Origin of the sequence: Streptomyces himastatinicus ATCC 53653 (assembly GCF_000158915.1) — a bacterium.
GTDB classification, from domain to species: domain Bacteria; phylum Actinomycetota; class Actinomycetes; order Streptomycetales; family Streptomycetaceae; genus Streptomyces; species Streptomyces himastatinicus.
Map to the genome: position 1 here is coordinate 9,747,460 of NZ_GG657754.1, position 1,596 is coordinate 9,749,055.

The 1,596-nt window shown below is 71.3% G+C and carries 2 protein-coding genes; one reads left to right on the forward strand and one right to left on the reverse strand.

Features of this window, described 5'->3' with window-relative positions:
- Positions 1-3 precede the first annotated feature (3 nt).
- Positions 4-669, reverse strand: a complete 666-nt coding sequence (locus tag SSOG_RS41170) for a TetR/AcrR family transcriptional regulator (protein ID WP_009720246.1) — start codon at positions 667-669, stop codon at positions 4-6.
- An 82-nt stretch (positions 670-751) separates the two neighbouring features.
- Between SSOG_RS41170 and SSOG_RS41175 the strand changes: the two genes are divergently transcribed.
- Entirely contained in the window at positions 752-1,477 is a 726-nt protein-coding gene (locus tag SSOG_RS41175; protein ID WP_050800159.1) for a YhgE/Pip domain-containing protein, read from the forward strand.
- Positions 1,478-1,596: the final 119 nt, after the last annotated feature.

Consider the following 1,596-nt stretch of genomic DNA (forward strand, 5'->3'; position numbering starts at 1 on the left):
CCCTCAGCGCCGGGGCGTGAGCAGCGCGGTGAGCATGTCGCGCAGCCAGCTCCGCAGGGCATCGAGATCCGGGTCGAGCAGCAGCCGGCCCGCCGCCGCGTCGTGGATCGTGAGGACCGCCGCCGTCAGGGACTCGGGGTCGCGCAGCCCGGGCGGCATGGTGTCGGGGTCGACGTACGCCGTCACGATCGGCTGGAGCGTTTCGCGCAACGCCTCGCGGTGCCGGATCAGCGCCGCCGCCGTATCCGGGTTGCGCGCCGCGTACAGCATGAAGTCGGTGCGTACGAGCACCCAGGTGCGGTCGATGAGCAGCGCGCCCACCACCCGGTCCAGCAGGTCGGCCAGCCCCTCGTCGGGAGTGGCGCCGTCCAGCGCGTCCTCCACCTGGGCCGTCACGAGCGCGGCCTGCCGCTCGTAGAGGGCGAAGAACAGCTCGTCGAGGCTGTCGAAGTTGGAGTAGAAGGCGCCGCGCGTGTACCCGGCGGCCTCGCAGATCTCCTCGATTCCCACGCGGCCGAAGCCGCGCTCCGCGAAGACCGTGAGCGCCGCGGCCAGCAGCCGTTCCCGGGTCTCGGCCCGGCGCCGGGTGACGCGCGTGGGGGTGCCGTCCGCGCGTCGTCCGCTGCGCAGCGCCCGGCGGTCGAGTGCGCTGTTACTGGCTTCCGTCATGCGTCACATCCTAGTTCGATACACTCGTGTATCCGATACAGTTATGTATCGAACCCATCGGTGATTGAGGAAGTGCGGATCAGTGAGTCAGGCGGACACGGACCACGTGGAGACCCCGGCGCGGAGCGCGGAGCCGGACGCTCCGGACCAGCCGAAGAAGGAGGGCCGGGGGCTGTGGGCCCGGCTGCGTGGCGCGGTCCCGCCGCGCATCGCGGCGATGCTCGTCGGCGCGCTGCTGCTGCAACTGGGCTTCGTCCTGTCGTACGTGGGGGCGTTCCACCACCCCCAGCCGCACCGCATCCCCATAGCGGTCGCGGCACCGGAGCGGATGGCCCCGGACGCGGTGGAGAAGCTCAACGGGATCCCGGGCCACCCGCTGAAGGCCACCGCCACCGATGAGGCCACGGCGCGCGAGCGGCTGCGTACGGGGGAGATCAGCGGCGTGCTGATCGTCAAGCCCGGATCCCGCACCGACACCCTCCTGACCGCCGGTGCCGGTGGCGCCTCCACGGCGAGTGCGCTGGAGACGGTGATCGAGAAGGCCGAGAAGACTCAGAAGCGCACCGCGTCCGTCGTCGACGCCTTTCCCGCGCAGGCGGGTGACGCCCGGGGCTTGAGCAGCTTCTACCTGGTGGTGGGCTGGACGGTGGGCGGCTATCTGCTCGCCGCGCTGCTGGGCGTGTCCCTCGGCGCCCGCCCGGCCACCGCGCGCGGCGCCGGGCGGCGACTGCTGGCGGCCGTGCCGTACGCGGTGCTGTCCGGGCTGGGCGGCGCGGCGATCGTGGGCCTTTTTGTTTTGGCGCCCTGAACGGACACTTCCTCGCCCTGTCGGCGATCGGAGCCCTGGTCGTCTTTTTGTGTCGCCGCCATGACGATCGTCTTTTTTGTGCTCTTCGGTGTCCTGGGCATCGGCGTCACGATCCTGCT

Excerpts from the sequence above, each read along its gene's own strand:
- SSOG_RS41170 (WP_009720246.1), bottom strand. The coding sequence starts at position 669 with ATGACGGAAGCCAGTAACAGCGCACTCGACCGCCGGGCGCTGCGCAGC.